Origin of the sequence: Paraburkholderia pallida, assembly GCF_004524855.1 — a bacterium.
In the GTDB taxonomy this organism is placed as follows: domain Bacteria; phylum Pseudomonadota; class Gammaproteobacteria; order Burkholderiales; family Burkholderiaceae; genus Paraburkholderia; species Paraburkholderia oxyphila.
In genome coordinates, this window is the sequence record NZ_CP038150.1 from 953465 (window position 1) to 969671 (window position 16207).

The 16207-nt window shown below is 68.8% G+C and carries 13 protein-coding genes and 2 pseudogenes; 3 read left to right on the forward strand and 12 right to left on the reverse strand.

Features of this window, described 5'->3' with window-relative positions; translation table 11 throughout:
* Nucleotides 1-14 precede the first annotated feature (14 nt).
* The 5 genes from E1956_RS30785 to E1956_RS30805 all read right to left on the reverse strand — a co-directional run bounded on the left by E1956_RS30785 (nt 15) and on the right by E1956_RS30805 (nt 5242).
* Entirely contained in the window at nt 15-1472 is a 1458-nt protein-coding gene (locus E1956_RS30785; RefSeq protein WP_134756350.1) for an MmgE/PrpD family protein, read from the reverse strand.
* 60 nt (nt 1473-1532) lie between these two features.
* Nucleotides 1533-2174: a 3-isopropylmalate dehydratase small subunit gene (gene leuD, locus E1956_RS30790; protein ID WP_134756352.1), complete on the reverse strand. Its 642-nt coding sequence runs from the start codon at nt 2172-2174 to the stop codon at nt 1533-1535.
* Nucleotides 2167-3576 carry a 3-isopropylmalate dehydratase large subunit gene (gene leuC, locus E1956_RS30795; protein ID WP_134756354.1) on the reverse strand — a complete coding sequence of 470 codons (1410 nt, stop codon included), beginning with the start codon at nt 3574-3576 and terminating at the stop codon, nt 2167-2169. Before leuC ends, leuD begins: the two co-directional genes overlap by 8 nt.
* On the reverse strand, nt 3573-4460 hold the full coding sequence (locus E1956_RS30800) for an isocitrate lyase/PEP mutase family protein (protein ID WP_134756356.1): 888 nt from the start codon (nt 4458-4460) through the stop codon (nt 3573-3575). The genes leuC and E1956_RS30800 overlap by 4 nt, the downstream gene beginning before the upstream one ends.
* 245 nt (nt 4461-4705) lie before the next feature.
* A complete protein-coding gene (locus E1956_RS30805) occupies nt 4706-5242 on the reverse strand; it encodes a carboxymuconolactone decarboxylase family protein (protein WP_134756359.1) in 537 nt (178 codons plus the stop codon).
* Between the two features lie 197 nt (nt 5243-5439).
* Here E1956_RS30805 and E1956_RS30810 point away from each other — a divergent pair.
* The 3 genes and pseudogenes from E1956_RS30810 to E1956_RS30815 all read left to right on the forward strand — a co-directional run.
* A pseudogene (locus E1956_RS30810) lies at nt 5440-6166 on the forward strand (cupin domain-containing protein).
* The gene (locus E1956_RS47050) at nt 6100-6339 is read left to right on the forward strand and encodes a helix-turn-helix transcriptional regulator (RefSeq protein WP_232072122.1); all 240 of its coding nucleotides are present in this window, start codon (nt 6100-6102) and stop codon (nt 6337-6339) included. Before E1956_RS30810 ends, E1956_RS47050 begins: the two are co-directional and overlap by 67 nt.
* Before the next feature lie 70 nt (nt 6340-6409).
* Nucleotides 6410-6745, forward strand: a pseudogene (locus tag E1956_RS30815) (SDR family NAD(P)-dependent oxidoreductase); the annotation flags it as partial.
* A gap of 33 nt (nt 6746-6778) precedes the next feature.
* Here E1956_RS30815 and E1956_RS30820 read toward each other — a convergent pair.
* The 7 genes from E1956_RS30820 to mdtN form a co-directional block, all read right to left on the reverse strand.
* The gene (locus tag E1956_RS30820) at nt 6779-7714 is read right to left on the reverse strand and encodes a LysR family transcriptional regulator (RefSeq protein WP_134756361.1); all 936 of its coding nucleotides are present in this window, start codon (nt 7712-7714) and stop codon (nt 6779-6781) included.
* A 96-nt stretch (nt 7715-7810) separates the two neighbouring features.
* Complete coding sequence (locus E1956_RS30825; RefSeq protein ID WP_134756363.1) at nt 7811-8920, reverse strand: NAD(P)H-dependent flavin oxidoreductase; 1110 nt, start codon at nt 8918-8920, stop codon at nt 7811-7813.
* Nucleotides 8921-8969: 49 nt separating this feature from the next.
* Nucleotides 8970-10241 (reverse strand): MFS transporter, encoded by a 1272-nt coding sequence (locus tag E1956_RS30830; RefSeq protein WP_134756365.1) that lies wholly within the window; start codon nt 10239-10241, stop codon nt 8970-8972.
* Between the two features lie 127 nt (nt 10242-10368).
* On the reverse strand, nt 10369-11295 hold the full coding sequence (locus tag E1956_RS30835; protein ID WP_134756367.1) for a LysR family transcriptional regulator: 927 nt from the start codon (nt 11293-11295) through the stop codon (nt 10369-10371).
* A gap of 130 nt (nt 11296-11425) precedes the next feature.
* Nucleotides 11426-12991: a TolC family protein gene (locus tag E1956_RS30840; RefSeq protein ID WP_134756369.1), complete on the reverse strand. Its 1566-nt coding sequence runs from the start codon at nt 12989-12991 to the stop codon at nt 11426-11428.
* A complete protein-coding gene (locus tag E1956_RS30845; RefSeq protein ID WP_134756371.1) occupies nt 12978-15173 on the reverse strand; it encodes an FUSC family protein in 2196 nt (731 codons plus the stop codon). The genes E1956_RS30840 and E1956_RS30845 overlap by 14 nt, the downstream gene beginning before the upstream one ends.
* Nucleotides 15154-16206, reverse strand: a complete 1053-nt coding sequence (gene mdtN / locus E1956_RS30850) for a multidrug transporter subunit MdtN (RefSeq protein WP_134756372.1) — start codon at nt 16204-16206, stop codon at nt 15154-15156. Before mdtN ends, E1956_RS30845 begins: the two co-directional genes overlap by 20 nt.
* Nucleotide 16207 lies beyond the last annotated feature (1 nt).

The window sequence follows — 16207 nt, forward strand, 5'->3', positions numbered from 1 at the left end:
TTGGCCAGCGTGCTTCAGGCAAGGGCGTTCGCGACCGGCTGCGCGAGCAGCGCCAGCAGTTCGCGGGCGTCGTCGAGCCGCTCGAGGTTCAGCACCATCGATTCGATCTGCTTCTGGCGCGCCGTGTCGATCACGCCACCGGTCAACGCCCGGAACTTCGCCACGATCGCCTCGTTCGTCATCGGTTCGAGCGGTTCGCCGCGCGGATGCCGCAGCAGCATTTGCTCGTGGCTTCCATCGCTGAACGTCACACGCATGCGGACGGCGCCGCGCGCCAGCGGACCATCCTGGTCGAACGACGCATCGTGCGTCACCGTGATCTTGCGCATGAAGGCCCAGACGTCGTCGGCATCGATACGCGCCGGGCTGAACTGCTGCATCAGCGCGGCGCCGTCGAGTGCGGCCACTGCCACCGCATAGGCCATGTTCATCTGCGCGCCGATGGGCGTGAGCGGGCGCTCGGCCTGCCAGCCGCCATGATGAAAGGCTGCACTTGCGCACTCGAGCTCGATCGCCTCGATGTCATCTGCCGTCACGCCGCGGCGCGTCCGGATGTCGAGCATCGCGCCTATGGGGGCAAGCAGCGCGCCCATGGCGGAGAACGGCTTGATGACGTAGCGCGGCGTTTCCCACCGCGCGCCCAGTTCGGCCGCGATCTGCGACGCGTCCGGGGCATGCCCTTCGCCGAAGGTCGAAAGAAAGCCGCCGTATTCGCGCTCGAACACGCGCTTGATGCCCGTGTAGCCGCTGGCCGCCAGCGCGGCGGCGTAGAGGCCCGCGCGCGCCGCAAAGCCGTGGTGCATGCGCTTCGACATGGCCTCGAACTGCGCGGCCATGAGCCCGCCCGACTGCGTGGCGGCCAGCCCGAGCGCATCTTCGAATTGCGACGCGTCGAGGCCGCGCAGCTTGGCCGCCGCCGCGGCGCTCGCGTGCGTGCCGAACACGGCGCCCGAATGCCATCCCCGCGTCAACATCTCCGAGCCGTGGAGCGCCAGTCCCACGCGCGGCCCGACTTCGTAGCCCGCGATCGCCGCGAGCAGGAAGCGCTCGCCGCTCACGCCGCCCAACAGTTCGGTCGTTGCAAAGAGCGATGGCAGGACGACCGAAGCCGCGTGCAACGGCGCAAGCGGGTGGAAATCGTCGAGTTCGAATCCCTGAATGAAGGTGCCGTTGAGCAGCGCGGCGGCCGGCGCGGGCGCGCTGCGTCCCCGGCCGATCAGCACGGATGCGCCGCTGCCTTCCATCTCGCACACGCTGTCGACCGCGCGCGTGGACCACGGCAGTTGCGCGCCCACCAGCGCACAGCCGATGCCGTCGAGTGTCAGGTGCTTTGCGCGTTCGCTGACCGCCGGCGGGATGTCACCCGCCTGCAGCCCTGCCAGCCAGCTTGCGAGCGCGCCGGTCGGGCCCTGGGGATCGGTGGGGCCCGCAGTCTCGTTCACCGTATGCTCCACTTGATCTGCTACTCTCATTTGTCTCACTCCATTTGCGACGGTGCGCGTTCGACTATGTTCGTCATCCTGAGTATTGATTCATGCACGAGGCAAGGTCCCCGTCCGGGCCGTTTCCATCGTGCTCCAGATCCATGGACGCGCCTCACGATCGGCGCGCTGCCACGCGCGAATCGCCTCGCGCAATTGCAGCGTCTGGCTGATCTCATCGAGGCCCTGAAGCAGTGCGTCGCGCCGCAGCCCTTCGATCTCGAACGGCATGGTCAGATCGTCTGCGGTGATCTGCTGCGCGACCAGATCGACCTTCACGCTCGCGCCCGTCTGCGCCAGATCCGCCAGCGTCTGAAGCTGCGCTTTCGCGAGCCGCACCGGTAACAGCCCGTTCTGGAAGCAGTTGTTGTAGAAGATTTCGCCGAAGCTCTCGGCAATCACACAGCGAATCCCCATGCTCATCAGCGCCCACACGGCCCCTTCGCGCGATGAACCGCAGCCGAAATTCGCGCCGGCGAGCAACACGGGCGCCCCTCGCCACGGCGCGCGGTTCAGGACGAACGCCGGATTTTCGGTGCCGTCCTCGTGGTAACGCCAAGCTTCGAACGCGTAGTGCCCGAGCGCCTCGCGCGTCTGCTGGGTGAGTCGCTCGATCCTGATCACGATGTCCGTATCGACGTTGTCGCGCAACAGGGGCGCGACGATGCCAGCGACCGCCGTCACCTTATCCATGTACGAGACTCCTGATATCCGTTATGACGCCGGTGACAGCGGCAGCCGCGGCGCTTTGCGGACTGGCCAGATGCGTGCGTGCGCCCGGGCCTTGCCGCCCCACGAAATTGCGGTTCGAGGTGGAAATCGCCCGCTTGCCCGGCGGCACGACCTCGCCGTTTGCCGCCACGCACATGCTGCAGCCTGGCTCGCGCCATTCGAAACCCGCTTCGAGAAAGACGCGGTCGAGCCCTTCCGCCTGCGCTTCGCGCTTCACGTTTTCCGACCCGGGTACGACCCATGCCTTGACACCCGCCGCCACGCGGCGGCCGCGTACGATCTGCGCCGCGTCGCGCAGATCGGAAAGACGCGAGTTCGTGCACGAGCCGATAAACACCCAGTCGACTGCCGTACCGAGCAGCGGCTTGCCGGGCTCGAGCCCCATGTAGTCGAGCGCGCTGCGCCAGGCTTCGCGACGGGCCGCGTCCGGCGCCGCTTCCGGCGAGGGAATCACGCCATCGACCGGAATCACGTGCTCCGGGCTCGTGCCCCACGTCATCATCGGGGTAACACGGCTCGCGTCGAAGCGATGCTCGAGATCGAATCGCGCCGCCACGTCGGTCGCAAGCGTTCGCCAGTCGGCCAGCGCCAATGCCCACTGGTCGCCCTCTGGCGCGAACGGCCTGCCCTCGATCCACGCAAATGTCGTCTCGTCCGGTGCAACCATGCCGATCTTCGCGCCCAGCTCGATGGACAGATTGCAGAGCGTCATGCGGGCCTCGACGGACAAGGCCTCGACGGCCTCGCCCGCATATTCGACGGCGTAGCCCCCTGCGCCATGGGCGCCGAGCTGTCCGATCAGATAGAGGATCAGATCCTTCGCGCTGCTGCCGGCCGGCAGGCGGCCGTCGAAGCTGACGCGCAGGGTTTTCGGCCGCTGCTGCCAAAGCGTCTGGGTGGCCAGCACATGCGCAACTTCGGAAGAGCCGATGCCGAACGCGAGCGCACCCAGGCCCCCGTTGGTGCAGGTATGGCTGTCGCCGCAAACGAGCGTGCTGCCCGGCAGCGTGACACCCAGCTCCGGCGCGGCCACATGCACGATGCCCTGCCCCGGCTCGCCGAGATCGAAGAACTGAATGCCGCTCTGCGCGGCAAGCCCCTTCAGGCCCGCGTAGAGCTTCGCGCCGCCTGCGTAGCTGAGTCCGGTGCGCCCCGGCGCGCTCGACACGGCGTGATCGGGCGTCGCGAAGGCCAGTTCGGGGCTCGCCACGGCGAGGCCGCGCTGGGTCAACGCATAGAGGCCCTGCGTGCCGGACAGGTCATGCAACAGGTGCCGGTCGATATGCAACAGCGCCCAATCTTCCCCGAGCGTGGTGATCACATGACGCGCCCAGACCTTTTCGAAGAGCGAGGCCGCGCTCACGATGCGTTCCCTTCCGTCGAGACCGCGTCCGCGCGGAAGCGGGTGCGCAACGCATCCCACTCGTCCGCGCCGAGCCGGCGGAACCGCTCGCGCACTGGAGCATCACCGGCCGACGGCGGTGGCTCGCGACTCTCGCGCAGCGACACGAGCGCCGTTTCGCAGGCCTGGGCAACCGCGCCGATCAGCAGGCTCGGCAGGATCGCGATGCGGTAGCCCATCTGCTCCACGTCGCGCAGGTTTACGTCGGGCGTCTTGCCGCCGCGCACGATGTTGAGCAGACATGGCCCCTGAACGAGGCGCGGCACCGCTTCGACCTCGCTCAATCCCTGCGGCGCCTCCACGAACGCGACGTCGGCGCCCGCTTCGAGCGCTGCATTCGCGCGCCAGATGGCCTCATCGAAGCCCTCGACGGCGCGCGCGTCCGTGCGGGCAATGATCACAAAATCCCTGTCGCTGCGCGCAGCCGCCGCCGCGCGGATCTTCGCGACGAAGTCCTCGCGCGGCACCAGCTCCTTGCCATCGAGATGACCGCACTTCTTGGGCATCAGCTGGTCTTCGATATGGATCGAGGCGACGCCACGCTGCTCGTATTCGCGCACGGTGCGCGTGACGTTGAGCTCGTTGCCGAAGCCGGTATCCGCGTCGGCGATCAAGGGGACCGATGCGCTGCGCGCGATCACGCTGGCGTTCTCGACCATTTCGCTCATCGTGAGCAGGCCGTAGTCGGGAAAGCCTTTGGCCGCAGCCGTGCCAGCGCCCGTCATATAGAGCGCCGAAAAGCCGGCGTGCTGGGCGATGCGCGCAGTCAATCCATCGTAGACGCCCGGGGCGACGATCAGCCCGGCTTCGTTCAGCAGCGCGCGTAGCGCCTGAGTCTGCTTCATTCCAATGCTCCAGGTTGTGCGGTGCGAATGACGTTGAGACGGTATGGCAGCGGCGCACCCGAAGGCGTGCCGTCCATTGGTCATCATGTTATATCTATATAACATCAAAGCGCAACTACAACCTCCGCGTCCATCGGCGGCGGGGGAGCAGGAAGGGATCGGGGTTCGGATGCAACGCCCCGCGCGCCAGGGTCGTCGAAGCGACCCCGGGCCGGGGCGCGGGCGGGCGTTACATCGTTACAGCGTCAGGCCACGGCCGGGAAATCGAGCGTCGTATCGTTCACGCGATTCACGAGATTCGTGAACGTGATCGACGTGATCGCGAGCGCGATCTCCACGACCTGGCGCTCCGTGTAACCGGCCTCGCGAATCGCATTCACCTCGGCTTCGGGCACCGTGCCGTGCGTGCGCACCAGCACGCGCACGAAACGCACGAGCGCGTCGCGCTTCGCGTCGCCGGTTGCGTCGCCCGCGCGAAGCTGCTTCATCGCTTCGGGCGCGAGGCCCGCGGCCTTGCCCGCCAGCGTGTGGGCGGCGACACAGTAGTCACAGCCCGCCGCTTCGCTCACCGCGAGCTTGATGGCTTCGATATCGGGCCTGGCGAGCGAGCCGCCGGCCAGCACGGCGTCCACGGCCAGCATCGCGCCCAGCGCTTCGGGGCTGTGCGTGCCGATGGTGGCGTAAGCGTTCGGCACCTTGCCGATGGCCTTGCGGATCTTCGTGAAGATTTCAGCGGCGGCGCCGGTGGCGGCTTCGGGGCGGATAGCGGAAAGACGGGACATGATCGACTCCTTGAATTGAATGGCACTGACTGCTTTGCGTAGCCATCGTCGATGGCATGGCGCCAGTGTAGCCACCCAAAAGCCGGCGCTTTTAATGCCAGAATGGCGCGACTTCATGCTCGTTCGTCTCACTCATTTCGTCTGCCGATACCACCGAGCCGCCGCCCATGGACATCCTCAGCCGCCTTCTGACACTCATGCCCGTTGCGGGCCGACTCGACGTGCGCTGCCATTTCGGCGCGCCGTGGCGCATCGAGCAGCCTGCCGCCGAGGCGCGCGAGATCCACTATCACGTGCTGGTGAGCGGCACGGCCATCGTCGAGGATGCGCACGGCGCGCCCACGGCCCTGCATGCGGGCGACATCGTGCTGTTTCCCACCGGCGCGGCCCACCAGCTGCACGACGGCAGCGGCGCGCCGCCGGGCCGCCGTGCAAAAGCGCATCGAGCAGGGTCATACGGTCGAAACGAATCTCTCCGAAAGCCACGCCGCCGATGTGCTCTGCGGCCGCTTCCTGCTGCCCGCCGTGCCGCAGCGCCTGTTGCGCGAGAACCTGCCCGCGCGGCTCGTGGTGCATAGCGCGAGCGCCGGCGGCAACCCGCCCGAGCGCCTCGTGCGCCTGATCGGGCTGCTGCGCGACGAGGCGCTCGATGCGCAGCCCGGCAGCGAGTCGCTCGTCAACCATCTTTCGGGCGCGCTGTTCGCGCTGACGCTGCGCTACGCGAGCCATGCCGATGCGCGCCGCCGCGCGGCCTGCTCGCGCTCGCGCAGCAACCGCGCCTGCAGCCCGCCATCGACGCCATGTTCGACGCCCCCGGCAAGCCGTGGACGCTGCCGGAGCTCGCCGCGCTATGCCACATGTCACGCGCGACGTTCGCGCGCCATTTCGACGAAGCGATCGGGCGCAGCGCCGCCGACGTGCTGACCGATATCCGCATGACACTCGCGGGCCGCCTGCTCGCGCAGGGCAGCCAGCCGGTCGCCGAGATCGGCGAATTCGTGGGGTATCAGTCCGATGCCGCGTTTCAGCGCAGCTTCAAGCGCCATGTGGGGGTGACGCCCGCGCAATGGCGCGCCGCGGCGCGCACGGCCACGTGATTGGCATAACCGCCCTGGTCGCGTAATCGTTCGCGAGTGCACTTGTTCTCGCGCCGCAAGACTCTTTGTCCACATTGTCAGCATCACGACCACGCTCGCCGACCAGGCGAATCACAACGTGCCTTCGGTGCTCGCTTCGCTCACCAAGGGCGGCATCAATGCAGCGACGAAGTCGCTCGCCATCGAGTACGCGAAGGCCGGCATCCGCGCCAACGCCGTTGCGCCGGGCGTCATCAAGTCGCCGATGCATGCGCCGGAAACCCACGCGGCGCTCGCCACGCTGCATCCGGTGGGCCGCATGGGCGAGGTGAGCGATATCGTCGATGCGATCCTCTATCTCGACTCGGCGCCGTTCGTCACGGGCGAGATCCTGCATGTCGATGGCGGCCAGAGCGCGGGCCACTGAGCCCGGCAGCGGGCAGCGAAGCCCGCGCGCGGTTCAGCGCGCGGGCTTCTGGCGCGCGGCGGTGTTGAGCTGTTCCACCAGAAAGTCGACGAAGGTGCGGACGCGCGACGTCAGAAAGCGCGCATGCGGATAAAGCAGGATGAACGGCCGCGTGCGGTTGCCCACATCGCGCAGCACCTCGACGAGCTTGCCTTCGCGCAGATCGTCCTCCACCACGAAACGATACGTCTGAAATAGACCCGCGCCGGCACGCGCCAGTGTGGCGCCCGCAAGCGCGTCGCCCGAGGTGCCGTAGCCGCCGTTGGTCAGCACGTCGCCGTCTTCGGACGATCCCTCGAAGCTCCACGCGAGGTTGCGCCCACTGCTTGGCAGTTCGAACTGTATGCATTCATGGGCCTGCAGGTCCTCGATCGTCTTCGGCACGCCCGCGCGCTTGAGGTAAGCGGGCGTGGCCACGACAACCAGCTCCGCATCTTCGAGCTTGCGCGCCACCAGACTGGAGTCGGCCGGCGCGCGCCCGCGTATCGCGAGATCGAAGCCTTCGTCGGCAAAGTCGATGTTGCGGTTGCTCAGATGCGTCTCGACCTTGACCTGCGGATAGCGCTCGCGAAACGCGGGCAGCAGCGGCAGCACGCGATAGTGTCCATACGGCGTCGGCATGCTGATGCGCAGCACGCCGGCCGGCGTGGTCTGTTCGCCCGTCACCTCGCGCTCGGCATCCACGAGCTGCGCGAGGGCCTGACGGCATTGCTCGAAGTAGCGCCGCCCGGCGTCGGTGAGGCGAATCTGGCGCGTGGTGCGCACGAAAAGCCGCACGCCGAGCCGCTCTTCGAGCCGCGCCACGGAACGGCTCACCGCGGCGGGCGTCACGCTCGCGGCGTTGGCCGCCAGCGTGAAGCTGCCCAGCTCGGCGGCATGGCAGAACAGTTCAATGCTGCCCAGCAGCAGGTCGTCGAATTTGCGTTGCATGCCTGGTTGTCCGAGTTATTCGGTTCCGCTTGTGCGGCCGCTAATGAACCATCGGCATGCGCGTCAAGCGCGCGTGCACGACGGTCCCGTGCGCGCTCAGGCCCAGCCGGTTTGCAAGGATTGCAATCGTTCGATGCTCTCGCGCGTTTCGCGCTCCAGCTGCGCCATCAGCTCCGCGGCGGGCAGCGCGCGCGCGAGCGGCGCAGCCTGGCCCGCCCATTGCGCGCCATAGCCGAACTCGCCCTTGGCCTTCGCGGCCGCATTGAGCGCCTTGCCCGCGTCATAGGTAATCGGATAGGACGGCGTGCGCGGCGCCTGCGGGTCCTCGCCGAGCGTGGTGAAGCGATTGACGATGCTGCGCGCGAGGCGCCCCGAAATGGCCGACGTGAACGTGGTATGGCGCGCCGCGTCGCCCAGCAGCGCACGGCGATAGGCCTCGTCGATCGACGTTTCAGGGCAGGCGACGAACGCCGTGCCCAGTTGCGCCGCCTGCGCGCCGAGCGCGAGTGCCGCCGCAATGCCCGCGCCATCCATGATGCCGCCGGCCGCGATCACGGGCAGGTCGAACTCGCTCGCCAGCAGGCGCGTGAGCGCGAACGTGCCAAGCCGCTCGTCGCGCGTGGTCGCATCGAAGATGCCGCGATGGCCGCCTGCTTCGATACCTTGCGCGACGATGGCATCGACGCCCGCTTCGACGGCCGCGGCCGCTTCGTCGAGATTCGTTGCGCTCGCAAGCAAACGGACGCCCGCGTGCTTGAGCCCGGCAATCACCGCATCGGGCGGCAGCCCGAAATGGAAGCTCACGACCGCGGGCTTCTCTTCCAGCAGCATTGCCTGCATCGACGCGTCCGCGACGAAGCTCGTGTAGATCTCCGAGAGCGACTGCGGCGGCGCCGCGCCGTATTCGCGGAAGACCGGCTCGAGCCAGTCGAGCCACGCGCGCTCGACAGCCGCATCGGCCGTGGCCGGGCGATGGCAGAACACGTTGATGTTGAAGGGCCTCGCCGTCAGTTCGCGCGTCTGATGGATCGCCTTGCGCGCGCTCTCCGCGCTCATCGCGGCCACGCCCAGCGAGCCAAGCCCGCCAGCGTTCGAGACCGCGGCGGCCAGCGCCGGCGTCGTGACGCCCGCCATCGGCGCCTGAATGATCGGCTTGCGGATGCCGAGCGTGCGCAGCAACGCGTGCCCGTCTGCTTGAGTGCTCATGGTCTGTTCCCTCCGGTTGCGTACGAGTTTCGGCGTGCCTGCCAGCGTATCAGGCCTCGGCGCGACTCCGCGCCCAGTTCGCGAGGCCACCGCAGGCGATCAGGAGCGCGCCGGTCGCGAAGAACACGGCATGCAGGCCGAAGTGAACGCCGATCACGCCGCCGATCACCGGCCCCACCACCTGGCCGCTGAATTGCGCCGATTGCAGATAGCCGAGCAGGGTGCCCGTTCGGCTTTCGTCTACCGATTGCCGTGCGAGCTTGCCGATGGACGGCAAGAGCCCTGCGAGCGTCATGCCCATCACCGCGCGCAGCGCAGCGAGCTGCCACCAGTGCGTGACGAACGCTTGCGGCACCATCGCAAGGCCCGTGAGCACGAGACAGGCGATGATCACACGCCAGCTGCCGAAGCGGTCGGCCAGCGCGCCGAGACGCGCCGCCGTGAGCATGCTGCCGAGCGCCGAGCACGCCATGACCACGCCCGCCACGCGTGCGAGGTGCCCCGCGCTTGCGCCCAGGCTGCCGACATAGACCGTGATGATGGGCTCGATCGACATGTTGGCGAGCAGCACCATCATCGCGGTCACGAGCAGCGCCGCCACCACCGCGTAGTCGGGACGGCGCACGCTCGCGGCGGACGCCCCTCGCGCATGGGCTTTTGCATCGCTCGCCGGGTGAAACTCCTCCTTGACCAGGAAGATCGTCAGCAGCGCCGCCACGCCAATCATCGCGCCGCCCGCGAAGAACGTGCCGCGTATGCCGAGCCAGTCCGGCAGCACGCCGCCCACCAGCGGGCCGACGAGATTGCCGGCCAGCGCGCCCGTGGAAAGGATGCCGAGCGCCCAGCCCGCGCGCTCGCGCGGCGCCTGGGTGCCGACCATCACCGTGGAAGCCGAGGCGTAGCCGCCCACGAGGCCAGCGACCAGCCGCAACGCGACGAGTTCGTACACGTTGTGCGCCATGCCGATCAACGACATCACCACGGCCATGCCGATCGCCGCGCGCACGAGCATGGGCTTGCGGCCGAAGCGGTCGGCGAGGCGCCCCCACAGCGGCGCGGTCAGCGCCGTGCCGAGGAAGGTCGCGCCGAACGCGACGCCCGACCACTGGATCACGGCCGACTGCGAGGTCACGCCGAGCTGCCGCACATAGAGCGGCAGGAACGGCAGCAGCATGCTGAGACTGACGAGCGTCGTGAACGAGCCGAACACGCAGACGACGAGATTGCGCCGCCAGTACTGGACGTTGCGCTCAGCGTAGCTGCGCGGATGCGGCTCTGCGAAGGCACGCGGCGCGGACAGGCTCGAAACCGCTTGTGGCATGGCTGACTCCCGTAACGGGTGCTTTGCAGCACGCAATGAACATGGAGACCAGTCTAGATTAGGTCACACCGCGAGAGAATCGACACGGCGTGGAAGTCATTCTTCCGTGCGACGGTTGACTGATGGCTCAATCCGCGTCCGTGATCCGCCGTGCCTGATCGAAATACTCGCGCAGCCGCGGCGCGGCGAAGTCGACGAAACTGCGCACCTTCGGCACCGAAAGCCGCCCGTGCGGCATCACCAGATTCACGGGCAGCGGCGCGTGCTCGTTGTCGCGCAGGACGATCTTGAGCGCCCCGGCCTTCACCTGCTCCGCCACGTGATAGGAAAAGAGCCGGGTCACGCCGTGCCCCGCCACGGCGGAGGCCAGCGCCGCCCGGATCGTATTGACGATGAAGCGCGGCGAGAGCTGCACGACCTGTGGCAGCGCCATCTGCCGCGCCGCCGGAAAGCTCCATGAGTCGAGCCCGAAATGCGTCATCGAAACGATCGCGTGGCTGGCGAGATCGGCGGGCGCCTCGATAACCGGATGCGTGGCGAGATACCCGGGCGACGCGACCACCACGCGCCTCACCTCGCCCACCGGGATGGCGACCAGCGTCGAGTCCTGCAGATGCGCGATGCGCAGCGCCACATCGATGCCCTCGTCGATGAGGCTCACGGGCCGGTCCAGCAGATGCAGGCGGATCGAGACGTCCGGGTGGCGCTCGAGAAACGCGTCGATCATCGGGCGCAGCACGTCCTCGCCCACGGCCACGGCCGCCGTCACCCCCAGCAGGCCGCGCGGCATCGAGCGCTCGTCGGCGGCCAGCAGGTCTGCCTCCTCGAGGTCGGCGAGAATGCGCCGGCACGCCAGCGCATAGCGCTCGCCCGCGTCGCTGAGCCGGATCGTGCGCGTGGTGCGGTGCAAGAGCGGCGTGCCCGTGTGCGCTTCCAGGAACGCGATGGCCCGGCTCACCGCCGCGGGCGAGCGGCCGAGCCGGCGGCCCGCGCCCGCGAGGCTCCCCTCATCGAGGGTAGCGACGAATACCTTCATGGCGTCGATACGGTCCATGGCGCGTTTTGCTTTTTAGTCGCTTCGGTCGGTGAATGGCGCGTCGATCTTAGAAGAATACGGCGCAGCGGGAAGGTGCATGCGCGAGAAGCCCTGCCGTTCGCCGGCCACCACGTCAAGCCGGGACCAGCTACCAGTCCGGCGCCCCGGCCGGCGTCGTCTTGCCGATCTCCCCGGTCGCAAGCGCAAGCGACGCGGCAGCGGACAGCGCCGCGCTGTAGCTGTCCGCATACGCATTCTGCGCGGCGATCAACTGATTCTGCGCGAGCAGCGCATCGGTGATCGAGCCCACGCCGTGCCGGTAGGCAGTGAATGCCGCGTCATAGGTCGTCTGCGCGGCGCCGACCAGCTCCTTCGCGGCATCGTTCGATGCGAGGCTCGTGGAGAGCGCGTTCTGCTCGACCACGACCTGCCGGACCGCCTCCTGCTTCGTGCGGGTCAACTGCGCGGCTGCACTGTCGGCATCGTTGCGCGCCTGCATCAGCACGGCGGAGCGCAGCCCGCCGTCGTAGAGCGGAATCGTCACGCCGACGAACACGCTGCCGCTGCGGCGGCTGCCGCTCAGGTTCACCGTGGCCGCCTGATCGCCCACCGCGGGAATCGCCGTGATCGCCGTCGAGCCGGTGCCGTAGGCGGCCGTCGCGGCGACGAACACCTTCGGCATGAACGCCGCCTCGGCCGCGCGGATCTTCGCCTGGTTCGCCTGCTCGAGCGCATAGGCGCCCTGCACGTCCGGCCGCCGCGCGATCGCGTCGGCCACGATCTCGTCGACCGACTGGTGCAGCCCCGGCGCGAGCGCGCGCGCCGGCAACGGGGCAATCGCCGGTTTCGACAACGGCGAGATGCCGAGCGCGGACACGAGGCTCAGGTAGCTGTCGCTCAGGGCGCCATCCGCCTGCACCTTCGCGAGATTCGCCTGCGCGCGGTTCTGGGTGGCCTGCGCAACCTCGACGACCGTGCCCACGCCTTGCTTATAGCGCGCACGCGCGGCGGCGAGAATGCCGTCCGCGTTGTCGAGCGCCTGCTGTGCGGTGCGCGAGCGCGCGCCCGCGGCTTCGTAGGCGTAGTACGCGATGCTCACGTCGTGGATCACGTGCTGGTGCACCGAGGTGAACGCGACGTTCGCGGCAACCGAGAGCTGCGTGGCGGCATCGACCCGCGCGCGGCGGCCGCCGAAGTCGAACAGCAGCCATTGCAGTGCGAGCACCGACACTGTGCCGTGGATGTCCGCGCTGCTCGACGTGTTGCCGAGCAGCGTGGAAGCCGAGCCGCTCGATGCCTGATAGCCCCCCATCGCAGTGGCGGTGAGTTGCGGCAGATACGCGGTCTTCGCAATGCCCGCCGCGAGCGCCGCATTGCGCGCGTCGTTCCAGGCGATGCGCGTGAGCGGATTCGTCGATTCCGCGAGATCGATCAGCTCGGGCAGCGTGTACGCGTGGTTCGCATCGAGCGCCGCGGCGGGTTCTATGGAGGTGAGCCCGGCGCTGTTCGGCAGGACGTACCCGCCCTGTCCCGCACTGGCGCCCTTGCCCGGTGGGCCGGGCACGATGTCGCCGGCGGCGTTCGTCTGCGGATTCCAGGGGCGATCGGGCGCGGGTGGCGCGAGATCGAGCGAGGACGTCGCGCACCCGGCAAGTCCGGCGAGCGCGGCGAACGCCAGGGCAATCAGCCGGGGCGTCGGCTCAAGGGCGCGCATCGGCCCCCCTCGCTTGAGGTTCGGCCAGGCGCGCGGCTTCGGCAATCTCGCCGAAGCGCGCGTCGATGACGTCCAGCAGCGCGTTGACGCCAGGGTCCGCGGCGTCTTGGGCGGCGGCAGCGGCGCGCGGCGCTGGCGTGTCGTCACGATGTGCTTGCGTGTCGGCACGCGGCGCTGACGTGTCGTCATGATGTGCTTGCGCGTCTGCGCGCTCTGCCTGCGCGTCGTCGGCGCGCGAGCCGCCAGCGTCCTCCTCGCCCTCACCGGGCGCGATGCGCCGTACGAGTTCGCCCAATCGCGCTTGCGTTGCCGTGCCCGCACAGCCAGCCGCGAGGAACAGCGGTCCCTCCAATGCGCCGAGCTCGGCGAGCGCGCGCCGCCGGCTCGCGATCCATGCCGGAGCGGGACGCACCCACGACGGCTCGTAGTGGACCAGGCCCAGATTCTGGCGCAGCACGCCGTACTGCGCGAGCGCCCCCGCCACGAGCGCACGGCGCCCGCTGGCATCGGCGACCTTCGCGATGCGGGTCCACTGCGCCATCAGCGCATCGAACGCCGTGTCGATCCGGCTGGCAATGCTGACGGGCCAGACGCGCGTGAAGATCAGATAGACCACCACATTGCCGATCAGGATGCCGATCGCGCGGTCGCGTGCGAGCGTCAGGTCGAATGCGGGCGCGGCGCCCTGGATCACGCACAGGAAGAACGCGAACGCGATCTGCAGGCCCGCGTACGCGATCCGTGGCGACCCCACGCCCACCCACGCGGCCAGCCACGCGCCCGCGAAAACCAGCGCCATCAGTTCGCCGACCGAAGTCAGCGCGGGTGTCACGAACACGATCGCGGCCGTGCCGAGCAGCGCGCCCATCAGGCATCCGGCAATCCGCAGGGTCAGCTTCTCGACGGTCTCGGCCGTCGTGCCGAGCGACACCATGTAGCAAGTGATGAAGCACGTGTGAATGCCCTGCCAGTCGAGCTGCTGGTACAACAGGTAGCAGAACATGGCCGCCGCCGTGGTCTTCAGCGCGTAGCGCACGTGATCGCGATTCGTGAAGGCGTCCGCGTCGAAGAAGCCCGCGCGCGCGGGCGCATGCCCGGCGGATGCTTCGGCTTCGGCCGGGGCCGGGGAAGCCGGGGCCGGGGCCGGCGACGCCTCGCTCGCCGCAGGCGGCTGCGCGAAGTGCTCCAGCGCCTCGCGCAGGTCGTCAAACACGAGCGCGGCAAGCGCAGGCGATGCGGCCGCCGTGCCGGCAATAGCGGGCACAGCGGGAATAGCGGACATAGCGGGCACGTCGACCGTGATGTCGACGGGATAGCCGCCCGCGTCGAGCATCGCCGCCATCTGCTCCATCGTTTCGGCCAGCCGCGCCGTGCACGCAGCGCTCAACTGCGCGCCGGGTTCGCTCGCGGCGAGATCCACCGCCAGCAGGATCGCCGTCGTGGACGCCACCGCCTGACGCAGCGCCACGCAATCGGCGTCCGTCGACGTCCCTTCGAGCTTCGAGAACTTGAGCCACGCCAGGAGCTGGTGCTCCCCCTCGCGCAGGCACGCGTCGAATGCCTCGCGCTCCGCTTCGGTCGCGCTGCCCGTGAGGCGCCGCGCAGCGAGCCGCAGGCGCCTCGCGAGCTGCGCACAAGCGAGCCGCCGCGGCGACGGCGCGCAGAGCACGTTCACGACAATCGACACGCCAATCGGAATCGCCACCATCAACCACGCGTACAGCAGGCCGCGCGTCGCCGCTTCGCCGATCGGCGCGAGGCCCAGCTCGTCGAGGCCAAAGCCGACGATCATGGCCACGATCGCGCCTACGGGACGCAGCTTGCTCGCCGACGTGACGAACAGTAGCCCGAACGACAGCAGCGCCATGCTCGCCACGCGCAGCGCCGGCTCGTTGATGCAGAAGATCGCGACGGCCATCACGGTCCCGATGATCGCGGTCACGAGCAGCAGCAATGCCACACAGGTCACGACGCTCGTCACCCGGTCGGGCCGGTTCAGGAAGAACACGATGTACACCGCCGTCGAGGCCCCGGGTGTGCCGTACGCGCTCGTGACGAGCACCGTCAACGCGCAGATCAGCGCAATGCGCGTGACGATCGACGCGCGCCCCGGAAACGGCGCGAGCAGCGCCGCGATCTCCCGCAGGCCGGGTACGGTGATGTCACCGGCAAGACTGGCCATGCCGGACCTCGACGATCGCACTCGCGCCAACCCGCACCAGCCGCCCGACCGGCGCGTCGATGCGCACGCGAACCGGGAAGCGCTGCGAGACCCGCACCCAGTTCACCGACTGCTGCACATAGGGCAGCCCGTGCGGCACGTTTACGCGGTCCGTGTCCGCGATGCCGGCGCCGATGCCGATGACCTTGCCGCTCATCGGCTGCTTGCGGTCGATCATCGAGTACACGGTCGCGCAGTCGCCCGGCTCGATTGCGCCGAGCGCCGTTTCGCGGAAATTCGCGACGGCGAACCATTCGCCTGCATGAATCAGCGTGAAGATGGACTGGTTGGGCGCGACCGTCTCGCCCGCGAGGACCGAGAGCCCCGTTACGTAGCCGTCGAACGGCGCGCGCACCACGGTGTCGTCGAGCGCGTGCTGCGCGATCGCCAGCGCGGCCTCGCGCGCGTGCAGCGTCGCGATCGCATCGGCGTCGTCGCCGATCGTCTGTGCGCTCGAGCGCTGCTGCAAGTTGGCCTGCGACAGCGAAACGCTCGCGTCCCGTTGCGCGACTTGCGCCTGGTCGAACTGTTGCGCGGACACGTAGCCCTGCGCCGCGAGCGGCCGCAGCCGCTCGACGCTGCGCGTCGCGAGGTCGTAGTTGTGGGTCGCGCGGCGGGTCTGGTCGGCGGCGATCGCCGCGTTCGACGTTTCGCCAATCAGCGTACGGCGGCGCGTCGCGAGCGCCGCGCGCGCCAGCTCGACTTCGGCCTGTGCTTGCGCCACCGCGAGCCGGTACGGCACGGGATCGATCTCGAACAGCACGTCGCCCTTCGCGACGCGCGCGTTCTCCTCGACGGGAACGCGCACGATCCTGCCGCCCACCGGCGACGCGACGTGCACGACGTCCGCGTCGATCGACGCGTCATCGGTCGAGGGAAAGCGCGACGACCGGTCGTAGGCGTACCACAAAGCCGCGGCGCCAAGGAGGATGATGGCCGCCGCAATGGCGCGGCCTTTCCATAGGGGTTTTGCGTTCGCGCCGGCCATCTTCATC